The organism is Brevibacterium paucivorans, assembly GCF_016907735.1.
In the GTDB taxonomy this organism is placed as follows: domain Bacteria; phylum Actinomycetota; class Actinomycetes; order Actinomycetales; family Brevibacteriaceae; genus Brevibacterium; species Brevibacterium paucivorans.
In genome coordinates, this window is sequence record NZ_JAFBCP010000001.1 from 1,620,513 (window position 1) to 1,639,024 (window position 18,512).

Here is an 18,512-nt window from a genome sequence, read left to right on the forward strand (position 1 = left end):
TTCGAAAGTGATTCTCTAACCCGAACTTCGTACCGTACGTGAGGGGAGTGTTCCACGGTCACTCCTCGCTATGAGGTTCGCCGGTCTCACCGGGTTCATCAGGGTTGTTGCGTCCCTGCTTCTTGCGACGCTCCCAGTCCAAGTCTTCTGAAATTTTGCGTAGGTAGTCCGGGTCGTCATCGGGGGCCACTCCGCGGGCGGGTGCGCTCGCGGTCGTGCCTCGGCCAAACAGGAACCACAAGAGCAGCCCCACCAGTGGGACCAGAAGAATGACGGCAATCCACGCGATCTTGGGCATGATCCGAATCTGGTCTTTGTCACGGAGCGCGGCATCAAAAACCGAGTACAGAGCCACAGCGACGTAAATGACGATGGCACCTAGCAGGATTCGAGACATGCCACCCAGTTTATGTGATGGGTGATCTTCGCCGGCTACGTGGACTGAAGTAAACTCGTTACATCATGCGTGACTATGTGCTGTACTTGCTGGCCCGCCTGGCCGTTCTGGTTATTGTCGTGGCGCTGACTATTTGGATTTTTGGGTTCAACCTGATCTCGATGATTTGCGCGATCCTCATTTCAGCGTTTGTGAGCTACCTTGTTCTGGCTGGCTTGCGGATGCGCGCCACTGACGGGCTTATTGAGCGAAACAAGAACCGGAAAGCCCGCGCGCCTAAGGCCAAGAAGGTCAAGAAAGACTCTGACGAAGCCATTGAAGACGCGCAGATAGACGGGTCTCAGGAATAAGCGCAGGTTCGCGTCTAGCGTGCTCATTTAAAGGGCGCCCGCCCAGTACCCACCACAAGTGAGAGGTTTGCGGTTAGGAGTGTTGGGTAAAGTGCCGATTTTGGCCTGAAAACGTGAACAAAACGAACAAAAGTGGTGTTTACTCACCACCCCTGTTCGAGGGGTGTTGGGTAAACGATTTTTTGCTCGCTTACAGAGCGAGCCCCAAACCGACAAGCGCCCCATATGCCAAGGCGGTAAACCCGGTGGACTTAATGCACGGAATGAGGTCCAACCCGGAGCGACCGTTTAATACGGTGCGTAGCGGGGCAATGACCAGGGCACATGATATGACCGCGATGAGCGCTGCGATGTGCCCGTCAAGAACAGGGAAGAGCAACAGTGCATACGGAACAAGCACCATGACGGCGTAGGTGACGCGGGCACCTCGGTCTCCCAAAACTACCGCCAGCGTTGTCTTGCCTGCTTGCGTGTCAGTGGGGATGTCGCGCACGTTATTCACCATGAGAACGGCGCATGCGAACAGGCCAACCCCCACAGCGGCCGCCCACATGGACAGTGTCATTGTTCCTGCTATTGCGTACCCGGTTCCCACTGTGGCGACCAGACCAAAGAAGATGAACACAAACACTTCACCTAGTGCGTAATAGCCATACGGGTGGGAGCCTCCCGTATAAAACCACGCTGCGAGAACCGCTAGCACGCCCACTGGGATAAACCACCATGCTTGTGCAACCAGTGTGAGTGCAAGACCAGCAACACCGGCTGTGGCAAAGGAAAGCATGGCGGCACGCTTGACTCGCTGCGGGGGAACAAGGCCACTGGCTGTTAAGCGGGTGGGGCCCACACGTACATCGTCAGTACCGCGCACACCGTCGGAGTAGTCGTTAGCGAAGTTCGAGCCAATCTGCAGGGCCAGTGCCACGATGAGTGCCAAAACAACGCACACAATCACGTGGAGGTAGTTGATCGTGGGGGAATCGCCCTGCAGTGGCGAACCTATGATCAGGTCCGACACTCCGCCCAGCGCGCCAATAGCCGCCCCCGCTCCCGCCAGTACCGGCGCAAATGCTAGCGGCAGAGTGCGCAAGCGGGCACCTTCAACCCACTGACCAAATGTGGCCATGACCTACCTCCTCGAAACTTCTCTAGTCTACCCGCCCGGCTGCCAGCGTTTGGGCCAGGTCACGGGCCGCTCTGCGGTCTGGCTTGCCGATCCCTTTCAGCGGAATCCGGTCAACCAACCATGTGCGGTGAGGAAGATCAGCAGGTCCCAGTTCCGTGCCAGCCAGCAGCGACTTCACGCGCGCACTCAACTGGGTGTGAGACAACTGCGCGAGCGAACTCGACGAACCGGCCATGAGCAGGACGGCCCGCTCACCAAACTCGAGGTCGGGCAGGGAGGTGAGGACCACCTCGGCGACCCCCAACGGCTCCAGTTGTCGCAACGCCACATTTTCTACCCGCAACGGCGACACATTGACGCCGCCGGAAATAAATACGTCGTCAGCCCGACCCATGATGCTCAAAACACCGTCGGTGATGGACCCCAGGTCCGAGGTGAGGAAAGTGTCGCCGTAAAACCCACTGGGCGCTCCCGGGGGAACCGCGCCGGCCGGGTGGTCGATGGGCGTGATTGTGAGGCTGCTATCAGCTCCACCGCCACGGCCAGCCCCATTCTGGCCGGGGTCGCGTTGCTCAATCCGCACGTACCCGTCGGCAAGAACGGGTCCAGAAATCATCACGCGCGACTGGGCGTCGAGCGTCAGGGTCACCGCGTCGAACGGCACTCCGTCATACACGCACCCGCCGCCGGTTTCACTCATGCCGTAGGTACGCACGATGCTCAGCCCCGCGTCGTGCGCGCGCTCCAGCAAGGCCGGCGAAATCGCTGCACCGCCCAAAAGGATCGTGGCGAAGCGACGGGCGACTTGGGTGGCCCGGGGTGACTGCAGAATGCGCACCAGCTGGGTGGGCACCAGCGACACGTACAGGGGGAGGTCACTGGTGAGCTTCTGGGCAGCCTGGGCGAACGAGTCCGCCGAGAACGCGCCTGTGTGGACGACCGGCTCGGTGCCCGCCTGCAGGGATCGGAGGATCACCTGCGCGCCGGCAATGTGGGTGTGGGGGAGTGCCAAGAGCCACTGGCCGGGGCCGTGGAGGAACCGTTCGGTGGAACGCGCCGAGGTGGTCAGCGCTGACGCTGAAAGTGCGACTGCCTTGGGTGTCCCCGTGGAGCCCGAGGTGTGAACGACCAGCGCTGGACCGGGGGTTGCGCCCGAGGCGGGGGCGCTGGCCGGGTGAGTAACCGCGGTGAGTTTGGTGACGGGCCCACCTGGTAGCACGAGTGTGTGCGTGCCGTCCAGGGCCCCTGCGAACAGGTTGAGGACAGACGAAAAGTTGGTCACTGGTTCAGTGGTGCCTCAGTAGTACCACGGGAAGGGGGACCAGTCGGGGTCGCGCTTTTCCAAGAAAGCGTCGCGACCTTCAACGGCTTCGTCAGTCATGTAGCCCAAACGTGTGGCTTCACCCGCGAACACTTGCTGACCAATCAGCCCGTCGTCAACTAGGTTGAACGCGAACTTGAGCATGCGTTGCGCGTTGGGGGACTTGCCCATGATTTCGCGCGCCATGTGCAGGGCTGCGTCTTCAAGCTCAGCGTGGGGCACAACTTCGTTGACCGCGCCCATGTCATACATGTCTTGAGCAGAGTACATGCGGCCCAGGAAGAAGATCTCGCGGGCACGTTTCTGCCCCACCATCTTGGCCAGGTACGCCGACCCGTAACCGGCGTCGTAGGAACCCACGTCAGCGTCGGTCTGCTTAAACTTTGCGTGTTCCTCGCTGGCGATTGTCATATCGCACACCACGTGCAGACTGTGTCCGCCACCGGCCGCCCAGCCGGGAACCACGGCGATCACCACTTTGGGCATGGTGCGAATCAGGCGCTGAACCTCAAGAATGTGTAGCCTGCCCGCACGGGCCGGGTCGACGGTTTCAGCAGTTTCTCCACCGGCGTATTGGTAGCCGGAACGACCTCGGATTCGTTGGTCTCCACCGGAACAGAACGCCCACCCACCGTCCTTGGGGCTGGGGCCGTTACCTGTGAGTAAAACGCACCCAACGTCGGGTGTTTGGCGTGCGTGGTCAAGTGCCCGATACAGTTCGTCGACTGTGTGCGGGCGGAAAGCGTTGCGCACGTGTGGTCGGTCAAATGCGATGCGCACGCACCCGAAGTCTGAGCCGTCGGGGTTGATGGCGCGGTGGTAGGTGATATCGGTGAAGTCGAATCCCTGAACCTCACGCCACTTGGTGGGGTCGAAAATGTCTGAAACAGTCATGAAGCCAGCATAGTGGCTACAGTTCTGTGCATGGACGCACGCGATCTTCCACTCGAACCCGGCGAACTGTTCAGCGAAATGCACGTGGTGACCCTTCCCATGGTCACACGGTTCCGCGGAATCACTGAGCGGGAACTCATGGTGGTCAAGGGGCCAGCCGGGTGGGCGGAGTTTTCGCCGTTTGTGGAGTATCGCGTGGATGAGGCGTCGCAATGGTTGCGTGCCACGGTCGAAGCGGCCACGACTGAGTTCCCCACGCCTGTCCGTGACACGGTGCGCATCAACGCGACCGTGCCGGCATGTCCCGCACATGAGGTCGGCGGGATTTTGGGTAGGTTTCCCGGCGCCGAGGTGGTAAAAGTGAAGATCGCTGCTCGCGGTCTTGACAGTGTGGAAGAGGACGTGGAGCGGGTGAGCGCCGTGTTGAGGCTCAGTTCCGCGCGGATCAGGTTGGATGCCAACGGGGCGTATTCCGTTTCGGAAGCCGTGAATGCCATACGAAGGTTTACTCACGTTCCCGGGTTTGTTGAACGGGTGGAGTACATCGAACAGCCGTGCGCACGTGTAGAGGACTTAGTGGCTGTGCGTGAACAGGTGGAGGGTGTGCGGATTGCTGCCGATGAGTCGATTCGTAAAGCCCAAGACCCGTTGCGGGTTGCGCGGTTGGGGGCCGCCGATCACATCGTCGCCAAGGTGCAGCCGTTGGGCGGTGTGCGAGCAGCTATCCGCGTTGTTGAGCAGTGCGGGTTGCCGGCCACAGTGTCTTCCGCTCTTGAGTCCTCGGTGGGGCTCAGCGCTGGGGTAGCGCTCGCAGCGAGCCTCGAGGACGAATCGGCCGCAGGTTTGGGCACGGCAGCGCTGTTGTCAGCCGATGTGGTGACGAATCCGTTGCGCGCTCGCGAAGGCGTGTTGCCGGTTGGGCGGGTGGAACCGTCGCAGCTCTTGTTGGAAAAGCATCGTGCCCAGCCCGCGCGTACCGAATGGTGGGTTCGGCGATTGCGCGCGTGCTGGGCACGGTTGCGTGAGAGGCGTGAGGACTAGCCTAGTTTTTCGAGAATAGTTTGAACTTCTTTCGACATTTCAGCGTCGTCAGAGCCACTGCCAGCGGACCCTGTGCCGAACGTAGTACCACTCACCAGCACGTTACCTTTACGGGTGGTGACTGTAGAGATAGGGCCACTGCCTATGTCTTTGAGTTCCATGCTCATGACCAGAGCCTCGTCAGCACCGTCTACTGAACCGTCTTTTGTCTCCGTTGTAACGGTGAGCTTTTGGCCACCAACGTCCATGGTGATGGTGGAGCACTTGCTTATGCCGTCTTTGGAGTTCGCCAGTTCTTTTTTGGCTTCATCTTCAGAGCCATAAACAACTCCAGATGCGGCTGCCTCCTGACCTTTAGTTCCCACAATCGTTTTGTCGGAAGTTGTTTCGTCGATGCGCTGAACCTGATTCAAGAGAACCCCTTTACATTCTTCGGGTTCAACCTTTGCCTGCTCCAAATTTTTCATGGTTGGTGGCTGCGAGTTGGCCTGGAGCTCATATCCCGCGTCTTTGAAAGCCTGCTCGACCTGTTCCTTGGTGTAGGCGCTGTTTTGTGCCTGATCGTCACTTGAGTCTTGGCTCTGATCCTGGCCTTGTTCTTGGCCCTGGTTGTTGCCTTCTTGTGGGGCGCCGGGCTCACCTGTTGAGCAGGCGGCCAGAGTAAGGGATGCGCCGATCGCGACGGTTGCAAATGCGGTTCGAATGGTTTTCATGTTGTACCTCCGCGAAAAACGATAGCAATGGGTAGAGACCTACGGCACATTGTTCATGCGAAATTGGTGCGATGTTTCAGGGTTGGAACACGCGCTGTTCGCGCTTGACCGAAGGCTTGAGCATCCCGTGGGTGCGTGCGAGAACCAGCATGAGGATTCCAGCGGAAAGCGCGATGACAATAGTGATCACGGACGCTTCAACCCCCATGTCGCCACCGGTGAGCCATGCGGGTCCTTCCCACTTTGCGTTGAGGAGCCCCGCGGTGTCGCCGGTTCCAGAAACGTCAGAGCTGAAGATGCCAGCTTGCGCGAAATTCCACCCCGTGTGGATTCCGATCGCCAGCCACAGGCGACGGGTCAGGAAGTACGCGGCGCCCAACAGAACTCCTGCTTCAAGGGCGATTGCGAACGCCCCAAAAAGCGAAGCCTCGGGGTTTGTGATGTGGACGAGTCCAAAGGTCAGCGAGGTCACCAGCAAAGCCGGGAGCCATCCCCACCACGCGTCCAGAATGCGTAGCCCGAAACCTCGGAACAGGATTTCTTCCATGAAACCCGGCCCAAGTCCCATCGCGACAGCAACCAGAAGAGCGGGCAACAGAGTTGCGCCCACATGGATGCCGGTCACCGAATATCCGCCCAGGATCCAGATCACGGCCACGGCCAGGGCGATCAGAACGATTCCCGTTCCCACCCCCAGAATGAACTCCAGGAACTTACGTTTACCTTTCATACCGTTGCCTGGGGTGCCACCCACTTTGCCCACGATGAACAGGTATCCACCCACCGAAAACGCTATTCCGAGTGCCACTCCCACGCACAGAAGAACCGTGGGAAGAAGTTCAGGGGATCGCCCGCTGAAACCAATCATGTTGGGAATCTCTTCAGGCTGCCCCACGGCGGTCGCGTACACCGCAACCGGGATGACCATCAGGGTCTGCGAAACAACGAACAGCACGATCCCCAGAACGAGTTGCACACCACGCCGATTGTCGTTTCTGTGTACCGCGGGTTCGTGTGGCACAGCCGAGGGGGCGTACGGGGAGGGAGGGTATTTCATGTTTCAAGTCTAGCGAAGCGTGATTGAATCGAGACGTGAACATCTCCACTGCTACCGCCCGCGAAATTGCACGTGACTGCGTGCGTTTAGGGATGAAACACGTTGTTGTGTGTCCCGGTTCTAGGTCCGCGTCGCTCACGTACGCTTTCGCCGAGCTGGACCGGCAGGGCATCATCACGGCCCACGTACGCATTGACGAACGGTCGGCTGGATTCCTCGCTTTGGGGATCGCCAAGGGTCTGCGAGCGCAGCAGGTTCCGGGGCCGGTTGGGGTGGTCACCACCTCGGGAACGGCGGTGTTGAACCTGGGGCCCGCCATCGCCGAGGCCGCCTACAGCCACGTGCCCATCGTCGCCTTGACGGCGGACCGGCCGGCGCGCCTGCGGGCAACGGGAGCTAACCAGACGCTGGATGACCAGTCTCGTGCTTTGCCGGAGGTGTTAGCCGCCTACGATGTTCCGGCAGGTGAGCCTGCCCCGGTTGCAGACGCGTTGTCGGTGGCAATGGGTGAAACGGGTCTGCCGGGGCCGGTGCAACTGAACGTGCAGTTCGATGTTCCTCTGGTGCCAGAAGCAACGGACTTCCCGTGGGACGTGCCTGTGGAGAGCGCCAGGGCCTTCCGCGTCCACCCGGGGGAACAGGACATTCAGGCGCTCGCAGATGCGTTGGACGCACTGAAGAAACCGGGAACTGTTGCAGTAGTGGGTGACTGTTCAGGTTTCGACGTTCCTCACGGAGTGGTGCGGGGCATGCTGGCGGGGGTTCCGGTGTTTGCCGAGCCCACCTCGGCGCTCATTGACATGTCCGTGCCCGTGCCACACCGGGTGCTGGACGCGCGGGGTTGGGAGGACGTGACCACCGTGGTGCAGTACGGAAAAGCCACACTGTTTAGACCTACCGCCAAACTGTTGGCCCAACGTCCGGTGCTCACAATCCCGCTCAACGTGGAGTGGTGGCCGGAGGAAGCGATTGAGCGGTCGCGGGCCTTGAGCGCGGAGCCTGGGGAAGGTTTAGACAGCCGCGAACCGCGGGTGGAGTTCGCGGGGAACTGGCCGGCAGAACTCAGCGTGGCTGAAAGTATCGTGTCAACGATCGCGGCGGGCAGTTCCCACATGTTGGTGGGAAGCTCGAACGCCGTGCGGTACCTAGCGAATGTGCCTCCCACCGGCTGTTACATTCACGCATCTCGGGGGCTGGCTGGGATCGACGGGCTCATTTCGACCGGGATCGGAATCGCAAAGGCGGGGCAGAACAAGCGCCCCCAGCGCGGCGACCCCCTGGCAATCGTGATCGGAGACGTGACCGCCCTACACGATATCGGGGGACTTCTGCTGGAAACAGGTGAAAACCTGCCACCGGTACAGATCTTCATTCTCAACGACGACGGCGGGTCCATCTTCGCTGGACTGGAACACGGCCAAGACCACCTCGCGCCGTACTTTGACCGGTTCTTCGCTACCCGCCACGGCCGGAACTTCGACCACTTGGCCACCGGCTACGGCTGGCCCTACCGGTACATCAACACCATGAGTGACCTGCAGGTTGCTGTCGACGGCAAACAGCCTGGGGTGTATGAAGTGGTGTTTACACCTGATCAATAAGGTGGGCCACACCCAGCGCGGTCATCATGGGGGTGAGCTTGGCGCGGGTTTCAGCAAGTTCAGAAGCCGGGTCAGAATCCGGCATGATCCCGCAACCGGCCCACAGACGAATCCTGTTTCGGCTTTCTAACTGACCGCATCGCAATGCGATTCCCAACTGGCCATCCCCGTTGCCATCGATCCATCCGACGGGACCTGCGTAACGACCTCGGTCTGTTTTCTCCACATGAGCGATGTGCTCCCAGGCCGCTTCCCGAGGCGCCCCACCCACCGCGGCAGTAGGGTGAACGGCTTGCGCAACGTCCAGCAACGTGTGGCCCGGCTTCACAACCCCGTGGGCATCGGACGCCAAGTGGATGACGTTCGACAAGGCCAGCAAGTGTGGCTCAGGGTCCACCTCGAGCTCAGAGCACAAAGGCGACAGCGTCTGGGCCAGCGAGTCAATCGCGTAACGGTGTTCTGCCGCGTCCTTCGCCCCACCCAACTGGGCGCGGGCGGCCGCCAGTTCCGACCTCGGGTCATGTGCCACCCGGTACGTGCCGGCCAGCACCCGGGACTCAACTCGGTTGCCAGAACGGGAAATGAGGAGCTCCGGGGTCGCGCCCACCATGCCGGCCACGCAGAACGTCCACGTGGACGGGTATGACCGGTTTAGCGCACCTACCAGGGCACGCACGTCAATGTCGTTGCTGGTTTCGACCACGGCGTCCCGGGCCACCACGATCTTGCTGGCACGCCCTGACTGCATGATCTCGATGGCCTGGGTGACGGCGCGCGTGTAGCGCTCGCCAGACACATGCCCGTCGTGTACCCGCGGGGCCCGAGGTGGTTGCAGCGCCGCGTCGCGAAGTTTGAGTTCCGTGTGGGGAGCGCCGGTGACGTTGACGGCGGTGAGCCACACACGCCCGTCACGCCTGCCCATAATGAACTGGGGAATGTCGATAACGGATTCGGCTTGCGAGTCCTCAGCGAACGCGATCGTGGTGAAACCCACTAGCCCGGAACCCGGCAAGCGAACCGGGTTGTCGACCGTGGCGTTGTCAGAAATCGAGCGCCACACGGTAGACAGATCCGAAAACCGGCTACCACCTCGGGCGCGGATCCGCACAGCGCGACCAAAGCCCACCAACCCACTGTTGCCCCGCACCCAGCAGGCCAAAGTGTCCGTGGGCAACTGGGTGAGGAACTCGATGCTGGTGGCGGGGAGGCCACCCACGAAAGGGGCGGGTGCTTCTGGGGTGACACCGTCGACAAACCACGACCGGACAGACAGCGTGGGCGCTGTGTCGCCGGGTCGCACTGTCAGAGTTTCTGCCAGGGTTTCTGCGTTTGTCTCACCGTTCACGTCCTTCATGGTATCGGGAAGGAATTTCGCTAAGCCACGCCAGACCTGCGAAGATAAAGGAATGAGCCGCGCCCACTTAGATAAACAGAAATCGGACGTCGCATCGATGTTTGACGCCGTTGCCCAACGCTACGACCTCACGAACGATGCCATGACGTTCGGTTTGTCGCGGTGGTGGCGCGTGGAAAACACGCGGTCGGTGGACCCGCAACCGGGTGAAAAGATCCTGGACTTGGCAGCCGGTACGGGGTCTAGTTCCGTTCCGTATGCCCAGGTTGGCGCGCACGTCATTGCCGGCGATATCTCTGAAGGCATGTTGGAAGTGGGGCGCAAACGCCACCCGGACATTGAGTTTGTGTATGCGGACGCGCTGGACCTGCCGTTTGAAGACAACGAATTCGACGCCGTGACCATCACCTACGGGTTCCGCAACGTGCAGGATCCCGCGCGTGCGTTGTCCCAGATGCTGCGGGTGCTCAAACCGGGTGGGCGGCTGATCATCACGGAGTTTTCCACGCCCACGTTTGCGCCGTTCTCAAAGTTGTACAAGCAGTACATCATGCGCGCGCTTCCCGCTGTGGCCAAAGTCGTGTCCTCCAACCCGGAAGCGTACGTGTACTTGGCGGAGTCGATCCGCGAATGGCCCGCGCAGTTGGACCTGTCGTACATGATTCGCGACGCTGGCTTTGACCAGGTTAAATACCGCAACCTCACGGGTGGGATCGTTGCGATCCACCACGCTGTTAAACCGGGGGCTATTCAACCGGGAGGCCAGTCGTAAGTGGCTGACTTTGACGTCATTGTTGTAGGTGCCGGCCCGGGTGGTTCAGCGGCTGCCACACATTTGGCCCGAGGTGGGTTACGTGTGGCGCTGGTAGAAAAGGCCGGTTTCCCGCGCGACAAGATTTGTGGTGACGCGCTGACCCCGCGGGCGGTGCGTGAGCTGGGGTATCTAGGTTTTGAGAACCCGGGGTGGCACGAGAATCGGGGCCTGCGCCTGTTTGGTGGCGGGCACCGGGTGGAGCTCGAATGGCCGCGCGTGTCCGGCATGCCCAACTACGGGCTCACCGCCCCTCGCGTTGTTTTGGATGAAGCCTTGGCCCGTCACGCACAGTCCAGCGGTGCGCACCTATTTGAGAACACGCAGGTGACGGAGGCGTTCTTTGAAAACGGTTGGGTTGCTGGCGTCTATGCGGAAGTGACTGATGACCGAGGTCGTCGAACGGGGGAGCGGGTGACGTTCCGGGCGCCATTGGTAGTTGCGGCTGACGGGGTATCGTCCAGGACCGCGGTGAAAATGGGTATCCGGAAGCGTGACGACCGGCCCATGGGTGTCGCGGTGCGCACGTACTTCGAGTCCCCGCGCCATGACGACGACTTCATCGAATCGTGGCTCGAACTACGAGCAGACGCAGGCAGTGGGGGCAGTGGTGAACCGCTGCCCGGTTATGGGTGGCTGTTTCCCCTGGGTGACGGCACGATCAACGTGGGACTGGGCATGCTGAACACGTCCCCCGATTTCCGTAGCGTGGACTACAAGAAGACACTGCACCGGTGGGTGGGGTCCGTGGGTCAACGCTGGGGCATCGACCCCGACGCGGCGCTCACAGACGCGAAGAGCGCTGCATTACCTATGGCATTTAACCGCACACCGCACTTCAAAGACGGAGTCATGCTGGTGGGGGATGCCGCGGGAATGGTGAACACATTTAACGGCGAAGGCATCGACTATGCAATGGAGTCGGCACGCATTGCAGCCGATATTGTGGTGACCCACCACGGCTACCCAACCGGGGCGTGGAAGTCGGCGGTGAGTGCGTACCCGGCGATCGTGCGGGAAGCGTACGGGTCGTATGTGACGATGGGTCGAGCGTTCGCAAACCTGATCGGACATCCCCAGATCATGAAACTGGGGCTAAAGTACGGTATGAGCAGTTCCACGCTGATGAAGTTTGTGGTGAAACTGTTTGCAAACGTGTACGAAGAACGTTCCGGCAAGGACATCCTCGACCACGTCATTGCAGGCCTTGAACGGGTGGTGCCTGCAACAAGCAACGAAACAGGAATGGGGACATGACAAGCACCTCGACGCCAAAGAATCACGGGCGACTCGCGCTTGATGCTGTGGGCGGGTCTCTGTCCGACGACGTGTCGAACATGCTTGTCGACGAACTCCAGAAAGTCGAAACGGTCCTTGACGCCTCGGTGAGTCAGACCTCGGCCTTTGCTGACGAAACCTCCCACCACCTCATGCGGGCCGGAGGAAAACGCGTACGCCCCATGCTGGTTTTGCTGTGCTCACTTTTGGGCGATGGAGTTTCACCCCGCGTGCATACGGCAGCGGCCGCGGTGGAACTGGTCCACTTGGCCAGCCTGTACCACGACGACGTTATGGACGAAGCCCCCAAACGCAGGGGCGCGCTGTCTGCCCACGAAAAATGGGGTAACAACGTCGCGATTCTGACCGGCGACTTGCTGTTTGCCCGAGCTTCGCAGCTGAGCCTGGAAGTGGGCGCAGAAGCCATGCAGGTGCAGGCCGAAACGTTTGAGCGCCTGGTCCTGGGGCAGTTGCACGAATTTGTAGGAGCCACCGAATCGGACGATTCGATTGAGCACTACCTGTCAGTCCTGGCCGACAAAACGGGGTCCCTGATTTCTGCGTCGTGCCAGTTCGGAGTGATCGCGTCTAACGGGCCAGCCGAGTTGCGCCCGGTTGTGAAAGAGTACGGCGAGGCCGTGGGGGTCGCGTTCCAGCTTGCTGACGACGTCATCGACCTCACTGTAGACGGAAAGGACTCGGGGAAGACCCCGGGTACTGACCTGCGTGAAGGGGTGGCAACGCTGCCTGTTCTGTTGGCGCGCAAGGCGGCAGAAGCCGGGGATGAGTCCGCCGCCGAGGTCGTCGCCAAGGTGGACTCCGACCTCACCGAAGATGCGGCGCTCGAAGAAGCCCGCCAAGCTTTGGCCGGACACCAGGTGCTTGAACAGACCCGGGCAGAAGCGCGCGCATGGGCCGACCGTGCGGTAGAAGCATTGGCCCCGTTGCCCGACGGCGAAATCAAGGACGCACTTTCTACCTTCGCATACGGGACGGTTGAGCGGGCGCGGTGAACCACCTCGGCGGCGGTTAGCGGAGCGTCAATTAGCGGAGCCGGCGCCTACGGCGGGCGGCCATCACGCCGTCCACACATACCAGCACCACGGTCACCCAGATGATGCCGAACCCTGCCCACCGCGACGGTGTCATGTGCTCACCCATGATGATGACTCCCGTGATGAACTGCATGGTGGGGGTCACGTATTGCAACATGCCCACCCAGGACAGCGGGATGCGTGAAGCCGCGCTTCCGAACAGGATCAGCGGGATCGCGGTGACGGGACCCAGACAGAGCATGAGGATGACGTGCAGTGGGCCGTTGGTTTCGAACTGCGACTGCCCCTGTGAGACCAGGTAGAGGACGTAGACCAGGGACGGGATGAACAAGACGATCGTTTCGATGGTCATCGCTTCGAGAGCTCCGGCGCGGCTACCCACACGTTTCTTGATAAGGCCGTAGAGGCCAAACGACAAGGCGACGCCCACGCCCAGGAGGGGGAACCGGCCGTTGCCTACCGCGATAACCACGACGGCGACCGCGCCGATTCCCATGGCTAGCCACTGGAGTGGGCGGAGTTTTTCTTTCAGGAACAGCACGCCCAAGAGCACGGAGATCAGAGGGTTGATGTAGTAGCCCAGGGAGACTTCAACCACGCGGCCGATGTCCACGCCTAAGACGAAAATGAACCAGTTGATGGCAACGGTGATCGCCGCCAAGGTGAGGAGTCCTAGGATGCGCGGGGTGCGCAACAGGCGCCACAGGCGGGGGAAACCGCGTGCGAGCAGGAGCAGGATCAGGCAGAAGAACAGCGACCAGACGATTCGGTGGGCCAGGATTTCCAGTGGGCCTGCCGGTTGGATGATCGTGAAGAACAGGGGCAGGGCTCCCCACATGAGGTACGCGCCGAGGCCAAAAAGGAGGCCGGCCTTTCGGCGGGCCTGTTCGTCATCCGGGATGCCTTGGTTTGGTTCCGGGGTGTTTGGTTCGTTGTTTGGGTGCGCGTTCACACGGGAAGTTTATACACAAGTTTCGCCGAGGTGTGTGCCGTGTTTGCGGTGTGAGTTTGGGATGTGAGTCCGCGCACGAATGCTGGCTCTGAGCGGGAAAAATTAGCGGGCTATCAGGCAATGTACTTAGACTTGGGTGCGACTGAAGAAAGGTGTGACATGAATCGACCACTTCGCGTAGCAATTGTGGGCGCAGGGCCGGCGGGAATCTACGCCGCTGATCTGTTTACAAAGGCAGAGCGCGATTTTGAGGTCAGCATTGATTTGTTCGAACGCCTCCCAGCACCGTTCGGTTTGGTGCGCTACGGAGTTGCTCCTGACCACCCGCGAATCAAGGGAATCACCAACGCATTGGTGAAGATTCTTGACCGTGGGGATATTCGCCTGTTCTGCAACGTGGATTTTGGATCCGACATCCACTTGGAAGACCTGCAGAAGCTCTACGACGTGGTGATCTTCTCAACGGGTTGTTTCATTGACGCGAACTTGCGCATTCCGGGTGTTGAACTGCCTCGGTCCTATGGGGCAGCAGAGTTCGTCAACTGGTATGACTCACACCCAGATGTGTCCCAGGAGTGGCCGCTAGATCAGAAGAGCGTGGCTGTCATTGGTAACGGAAACGTGGCGTTGGACGTGGCGCGCATGCTGGCCAAGCAAGCTGATGACTTGTTGACGACCGAGATTCCTGATCATGTGTATCAAGGGTTGAAGAAGTCCCAGGTGACGGATGTGCATGTGTTTGGACGCCGTGGGCCTGCGCAGGCTAAGTTCACGCCACTGGAGATCCGTGAGCTGGGCCAGGTAAAGGACGTGGACATCATTGTGTACCCGGAGGACTTTGAGTTCGACGAAGGGTCAATGAAGTCGATCAAGGAGTCCAACCAGGTCAAGCAGGTGACCAAGACGCTCACCGACTTCACGCTCCGTGAACCAACTGGAGCCAAGCGTCGCCTGCACTTGCACTTCTTGCACTCGCCCGTTTCGATTCTGGGTGACGAGGAGACTGGAGTCACTGGCCTGCGTACCGAGCGCCAGGAGCTGGACGGTACCGGCAACGTGACCGGAACCGGTGAGTTCCACGACTGGGACGTGACCGCGGTGTACCGCGCGGTTGGATACTTTGGAACGCCTCTGCCACAGCTTCCGTTTGATGCCCGTAAGGGTGTGATCACCAACGTTGAAGGTCGCGTGGTGGACGGCGAGAGCCAGATGACTGCGGATGAAGCGCCGGTTGTGCCGGGTGTGTATGTCACGGGGTGGATCAAGCGTGGCCCGGTGGGGCTCATTGGTCACACCAAGGGTGACGCACTGGAAACGATTGGGCATGTGATTACCGACTTTGTCGAAGGGAAACTGCCGGAGCCAGACGACGCGTCCGAGGACGCGATTGTTGAGTTGCTGAAGGGTCGGGGAGTGGGCTTCATCGACTGGGAAGGTATCCACCGGCTTGAGGCGGCGGAGCGCGCATTCGGTGCCCCGCACGGCCGCGAACGTATCAAGGTAGCGACTCGTGAAGGCATGCTCGCGGCCGCCCGTGAAGCAGTGTCGAACGAGGAGTAGTTTGAAAGTGAGCCGGCTTAGAGGGCTTTAGAAACGTCGATGCTTAGGCCACCGTCAGGGCAACTATCCACACGAGAGTGCACTCGGTAGACATCTCTGAGCATCGGGGGTGTGATGACATCGCGGCCCGGTCCTTCTGAATGCACCGATCCTTGATGAAGCACTACCACGTTGTCGGCGAAGCGGGCAGCATGGCTTAAATCGTGGATTGCGACGATCACCACGGCAGGTTGCTCTCGCGCGAAAGTCAGTACGTGGTCGAGCAAGACGAGTTGATTTCGCAAGTCGAGCGCACTGCTTGGCTCATCAAGCAAGAGAACGGAAGGTTTTCTCACGACAGCTTGCGCAAGGCTTACTAGTTGTCGCTGGCCACCAGAAAGTTGGTCCATTGCACGGTTGGCAAATTCAACTAGACCTAAACGTTCAATGACCTCCTGAACGCGACAACGCGCAGAATGAGTAACGCGAAGATGCCCAATACCGGATTTTCCTTGTTGGTGCGCAACTAAAACGGATTCAAAAACTGACAGCGACGATGGAGGAGGCGGATCTTGTGGAAGGTACAAGATCTCTTCCGGATGTGCGGGACGGTAGTTCTTTTCCAAACCTGCCACACAACGTAAGAACGTCGACTTTCCTGCGCCGTTGGGCCCAACAACAGCCGTGACAGATCCGGGCTGACATGGTTTGATGCTGACGTTGTGAAGAATCTGAGTCTTTCCGCGTCTGCACGAAACGTTTTGGATCGTCAGTTCGTTCATGACCAAACCTTTCTTCTTCGGCTCAAAATCAAGGTGAGAAAGACGGGTACACCTACAACGGCTGTAATGATTCCCACGGGTAGAATCACTCCGGGCTGAATGATTTTTGCCACCATCGATGCAGAGGTAAGAAGCAATGCGCCAGTCATGGTTGAAGCAGGCAAGAAGAATCGCTGATCTTCGCCTACCAAAGTCCGGGCTATATGAGGGCCAATCAACCCGATAAAACCAATTGTTCCGGCCATAGATACTGCGGTCGCAGCTAATAACGAAGCTACTAGTAGGGCCTGAGAGCGTGTGCGTTCTACAGGTATGCCCATCGAGCGGGCGCGATCGTCTCCCATTCGGAAGGCGGTCAGTGTCCACGCCTTTGAGACAAAAAAGAATCCCCCAATCGTCAGCATGACTCCCATGAGTGCGATTTGTGGCCATGTCGCACGGGTCAAGCTGCCAAGCGTCCAAAAGACGACCTGCTCAAGTTCAACAACGGATGCCATGTACTGCATGAGGGCCAGGAGTGCGTCAAAAAAGAACACGATGGCGATTCCCACAAGAATCATGCTTTCGGCGCTCGGGCCGCGTAGTTTTGCGATTCCCAGGATGATGCCATAGCCAATAATGGCGAATACCCAAGCGGATCCTGCGACGCCCAGGACTGACCCAAGTGCGGTAGAACCAAATCCCGTGACTACCGCCAATGATGCGCCAAAACTTGCCGCCGAGGCGATGCCGAGCGTGTACGGCTCTGCCAGGGGATTTCCTAAGGTTGTTTGCATCTGTGCTCCGGACATCGCCAAGGCGGCGCCGCAGGTTATTGCTGTTGCGGTCATGGGCAAGCGCACATCCCAAACGATTTGGGTATCGATTTTTTCGCTGGTCGCGGGACTTATCAGCGCATGGAAAAATGCCTCGGCGGGCATTGGGGCGCCCCCAATCCAAGCATCTGCACATCCAACAACAATAAGAAGTGCGGCAAGCAGACCGAGGACGCCCAAACGTCGTTGTGTAGAGCGAATATGAGCATGTACCGAAGCGCCCTGTTCAGTTGCTGTTCTGCTATGAAGAATCACGGTAGACCTGTCCAGAACGTTCCGTTTGCGTCAACGGGGAGAAAACGTGTGTGTAGCTCTTGGAAGTCTCGTTCGGGCTCTAGGTCCGCGAACTCGCGTGGATGAATCGCTTGTGCAAACCATTCGACGGCAAGGAAGTTGTATGGGGAGTCGTAGAAGTGATGCCACGCAACATACGCGCGCTTGTTTTTCACCGCTTGAACTTGGTTGATGACAGTCTGCTTTTCAAGTACCGTTTTCCACTCTTGGGCTACGCTCTTCGGGTCTGCTGAATATCCGAGAGGAACATACGTGCCCGGCTTTGCGGGGCTTGACTCGCTTGACCAGTTTGCTCCTGTTGCAATGACGACATCGGGTGCCGCTTTTGCTACTGCTTCTGGCGAAAGGGTGCCCTGCTGGCTACTGAGCAGGTTGTCACCTAGATTCTTGCCTCCTGCTGCCGTGACAATTTTTGCGAGGTTAGACTCTTTAAAGGTTTGGCAACAGTCAAAGTAGCCTGGGGCGCGCCATAGAAAAACGCGTTGTTCCTGAGGCTTTGTGCGTTCCAACGTGTCGGTGACATTCTTGATTTTGCTTTCGTAGAACTTGACGAATTCTTCAGCGCGCTGTTGCTGTCCAAACAGTTGACCCATGATCCGGATGCTTGGCACGGTGTTCTTGATTGGTTCAACAAAGTAGTCAATGACGACGGTTGGGATTCCAGCCTTTTCGAAACCGCTGATGATGCCTGCTTCTTCAGCGGCTTTAAAGCTTGAAGCGCTGATAACGAAAACTTGCGGTCGGGTTTGCAATGCTTGCTCAAGTGAAAATGAGTTGTCCCAGATTTCGCCTGTCGTCTGTATCTCTTTGAGCTTTGGAAACTTTTCGGCGTATGCGTGGTAAGTGTCGGGGTCATTTTCAAGCAAATCATTGGGCCAAGCGACGATCTTGTCGAGGGGATTGTCCGGGTTAAGGATGGCCGTGGTGTACAACTCCCGCTGTCCACCAAGCAGAATTCGGTCGGGGTTCTTAGGTATTTCGACGGTTCGACCAAGCGCGTCGGTCAGTGTTTGGGTGCCGGTAGCCGAATCGGCCGATTTCTGTGGTGAGCAGGCCGTGAGGGTAAGAACGAGGGCCACAATAGTGGCGATGATGGTCCTGATGGACGAGTGTTTTGATTGTGTCATAGTGA

General features: G+C 59.3%; 18 protein-coding genes. 7 read left to right on the plus strand and 11 right to left on the minus strand.

Annotation, left to right across the window (positions count from 1 at the left end):
- Positions 1-58 precede the first annotated feature (58 nt).
- A complete protein-coding gene (locus tag JOE56_RS07485; protein WP_204515500.1) occupies positions 59-397 on the minus strand; it encodes a PLDc N-terminal domain-containing protein in 339 nt (112 codons plus the stop codon).
- Between the two features lie 65 nt (positions 398-462).
- Here JOE56_RS07485 and JOE56_RS07490 point away from each other — a divergent pair, with 65 nt between their 5' ends.
- Positions 463-747, plus strand: a complete 285-nt coding sequence (locus JOE56_RS07490) for a DUF4229 domain-containing protein (protein ID WP_204515501.1) — start codon at positions 463-465, stop codon at positions 745-747.
- A 190-nt stretch (positions 748-937) separates the two neighbouring features.
- Here JOE56_RS07490 and JOE56_RS07495 read toward each other — a convergent pair whose 3' ends face one another.
- The 3 genes from JOE56_RS07495 to JOE56_RS07505 are packed head-to-tail and all read right to left on the minus strand — an operon-like array spanning position 938 to position 4,088.
- The gene (locus JOE56_RS07495) at positions 938-1,873 is read right to left on the minus strand and encodes a 1,4-dihydroxy-2-naphthoate polyprenyltransferase (protein ID WP_204515502.1); all 936 of its coding nucleotides are present in this window, start codon (positions 1,871-1,873) and stop codon (positions 938-940) included.
- A gap of 22 nt (positions 1,874-1,895) precedes the next feature.
- Positions 1,896-3,155, minus strand: a complete 1,260-nt coding sequence (locus tag JOE56_RS07500; protein ID WP_204515503.1) for an AMP-binding protein — start codon at positions 3,153-3,155, stop codon at positions 1,896-1,898.
- A 15-nt stretch (positions 3,156-3,170) separates the two neighbouring features.
- Complete coding sequence (locus tag JOE56_RS07505) at positions 3,171-4,088, minus strand: 1,4-dihydroxy-2-naphthoyl-CoA synthase (RefSeq protein ID WP_204515504.1); 918 nt, start codon at positions 4,086-4,088, stop codon at positions 3,171-3,173.
- A gap of 30 nt (positions 4,089-4,118) precedes the next feature.
- Between JOE56_RS07505 and JOE56_RS07510 the strand changes: the two genes are divergently transcribed.
- Complete coding sequence (locus JOE56_RS07510) at positions 4,119-5,129, plus strand: o-succinylbenzoate synthase (protein WP_204515505.1); 1,011 nt, start codon at positions 4,119-4,121, stop codon at positions 5,127-5,129.
- Here the strand turns inward: JOE56_RS07510 and JOE56_RS07515 are convergent.
- Complete coding sequence (locus tag JOE56_RS07515) at positions 5,126-5,842, minus strand: sensor domain-containing protein (RefSeq protein ID WP_204515506.1); 717 nt, start codon at positions 5,840-5,842, stop codon at positions 5,126-5,128. The two genes, JOE56_RS07510 and JOE56_RS07515, sit on opposite strands and share 4 nt — an antisense overlap.
- A gap of 76 nt (positions 5,843-5,918) precedes the next feature.
- A complete protein-coding gene (locus JOE56_RS07520) occupies positions 5,919-6,899 on the minus strand; it encodes a CPBP family intramembrane glutamic endopeptidase (protein ID WP_204515507.1) in 981 nt (326 codons plus the stop codon).
- A 35-nt stretch (positions 6,900-6,934) separates the two neighbouring features.
- Here JOE56_RS07520 and JOE56_RS07525 point away from each other — a divergent pair, with 35 nt between their 5' ends.
- Positions 6,935-8,500, plus strand: coding sequence for a thiamine pyrophosphate-binding protein (locus JOE56_RS07525; protein WP_204515508.1), 1,566 nt, complete (start codon positions 6,935-6,937; stop codon positions 8,498-8,500).
- Here the strand turns inward: JOE56_RS07525 and JOE56_RS07530 are convergent.
- Positions 8,484-9,854, minus strand: a complete 1,371-nt coding sequence (locus tag JOE56_RS07530) for an isochorismate synthase (RefSeq protein ID WP_204515509.1) — start codon at positions 9,852-9,854, stop codon at positions 8,484-8,486. The two genes, JOE56_RS07525 and JOE56_RS07530, sit on opposite strands and share 17 nt — an antisense overlap.
- Positions 9,855-9,906: 52 nt before the next feature.
- Between JOE56_RS07530 and JOE56_RS07535 the strand changes: the two genes are divergently transcribed.
- The 3 genes from JOE56_RS07535 to JOE56_RS07545 are packed head-to-tail and all read left to right on the plus strand — an operon-like array spanning position 9,907 to position 12,956.
- Positions 9,907-10,626 carry a demethylmenaquinone methyltransferase gene (locus tag JOE56_RS07535; RefSeq protein ID WP_204516104.1) on the plus strand — a complete coding sequence of 240 codons (720 nt, stop codon included), beginning with the start codon at positions 9,907-9,909 and terminating at the stop codon, positions 10,624-10,626.
- Entirely contained in the window at positions 10,627-11,922 is a 1,296-nt protein-coding gene (locus JOE56_RS07540; RefSeq protein WP_204515510.1) for a geranylgeranyl reductase family protein, read from the plus strand.
- The gene (locus JOE56_RS07545; RefSeq protein WP_204515511.1) at positions 11,919-12,956 is read left to right on the plus strand and encodes a polyprenyl synthetase family protein; all 1,038 of its coding nucleotides are present in this window, start codon (positions 11,919-11,921) and stop codon (positions 12,954-12,956) included. Before JOE56_RS07540 ends, JOE56_RS07545 begins: the two co-directional genes overlap by 4 nt.
- Before the next feature lie 31 nt (positions 12,957-12,987).
- On the opposite strand, the gene rarD is transcribed toward JOE56_RS07545, so the two are convergent.
- Complete coding sequence (rarD, locus tag JOE56_RS07550) at positions 12,988-13,950, minus strand: EamA family transporter RarD (RefSeq protein ID WP_204515512.1); 963 nt, start codon at positions 13,948-13,950, stop codon at positions 12,988-12,990.
- A gap of 159 nt (positions 13,951-14,109) precedes the next feature.
- On the opposite strand from rarD, the gene JOE56_RS07555 reads away from it, so the two are divergent.
- Positions 14,110-15,510, plus strand: coding sequence for an FAD-dependent oxidoreductase (locus JOE56_RS07555; protein WP_204515513.1), 1,401 nt, complete (start codon positions 14,110-14,112; stop codon positions 15,508-15,510).
- Positions 15,511-15,527: 17 nt separating this feature from the next.
- On the opposite strand, the gene JOE56_RS07560 is transcribed toward JOE56_RS07555, so the two are convergent.
- From JOE56_RS07560 to JOE56_RS07570, 3 genes are read right to left on the minus strand one after another with little or no spacing between them, the layout of a single operon-like run.
- The gene (locus tag JOE56_RS07560) at positions 15,528-16,271 is read right to left on the minus strand and encodes an ABC transporter ATP-binding protein (RefSeq protein ID WP_204515514.1); all 744 of its coding nucleotides are present in this window, start codon (positions 16,269-16,271) and stop codon (positions 15,528-15,530) included.
- Positions 16,268-17,341: a FecCD family ABC transporter permease gene (locus tag JOE56_RS07565; protein ID WP_204515515.1), complete on the minus strand. Its 1,074-nt coding sequence runs from the start codon at positions 17,339-17,341 to the stop codon at positions 16,268-16,270. The genes JOE56_RS07560 and JOE56_RS07565 overlap by 4 nt, the downstream gene beginning before the upstream one ends.
- Positions 17,338-18,507 carry an ABC transporter substrate-binding protein gene (locus JOE56_RS07570; RefSeq protein ID WP_204515516.1) on the minus strand — a complete coding sequence of 390 codons (1,170 nt, stop codon included), beginning with the start codon at positions 18,505-18,507 and terminating at the stop codon, positions 17,338-17,340. The genes JOE56_RS07565 and JOE56_RS07570 overlap by 4 nt, the downstream gene beginning before the upstream one ends.
- Positions 18,508-18,512 lie beyond the last annotated feature (5 nt).